Annotated in this window: 1 protein-coding gene; it reads right to left on the bottom strand. The window is 62.0% G+C overall.

Going from position 1 to position 602, the window contains the following annotated elements; all coding sequences use genetic code 11:
- Nucleotides 1-53: 53 nt before the first annotated feature.
- The coding region (locus tag FGX59_RS37270; protein WP_138473509.1) for an IS6 family transposase at nt 54-602 on the bottom strand (549 nt) is incomplete at its 5' end.

Genomic DNA, 602 nt, shown 5'->3' with positions numbered 1-602 from the left:
GGGACATTGCCAACTTGTTTTGAAGCGTACGCACTCGGCCTGAGCGGCGTCTTTCAGGCGGCCATCTCAAGGGCGTATCCGGCCCACAGGGCATGGGCATCGGATCTGGCGTGGCGGTAGGATGTGGCGGACAGACGATAGCGGCGGGGCCGGAAGATCGTGTTGATCTGGTCATGCGCAGCGAGGAATCTCTGAGCCTGCCTTGCGGACTTGAACTTGCCCATGAGCTTCTCGCGCTTTCGGGTCGGCCGGTGGGACCCTTCGATGCGGTTGTTCAGGCCCTTATGCGCTCGGTGCTCTGCACCCGGAGCGAGTTCGCGAATTGGCTTGATATAGCAGCGCAGCTTGTCGGTGATGATGACACGCGGCGCGCCGAACCGGCCGATCAGCCCTTTGAGGAAACGCCTTGCAGCCTTGGCGTTTCGCCGGGGCTGAACCAGAATGTCGAGCACGTGACCGTCCGCGTCGACGGCCCGCCAGAGCCAGTGCTTCTTCCCGCGGATCGCGATGACGACCTCATCGAGGTGCCATTTGCTGCGGACGCCGGGCCTATCGCGCTTGATGCAGGAAGCAAAATAGCGCCCAAATCGGTTGACCCATTT

It is taken from the genome of Poseidonocella sp. HB161398 (assembly GCF_005870025.1).
Classification (GTDB): Bacteria; Pseudomonadota; Alphaproteobacteria; order Rhodobacterales; family Rhodobacteraceae; genus Mangrovicoccus.
This window is presented reverse-complemented; position numbering and strand designations above follow the sequence as displayed.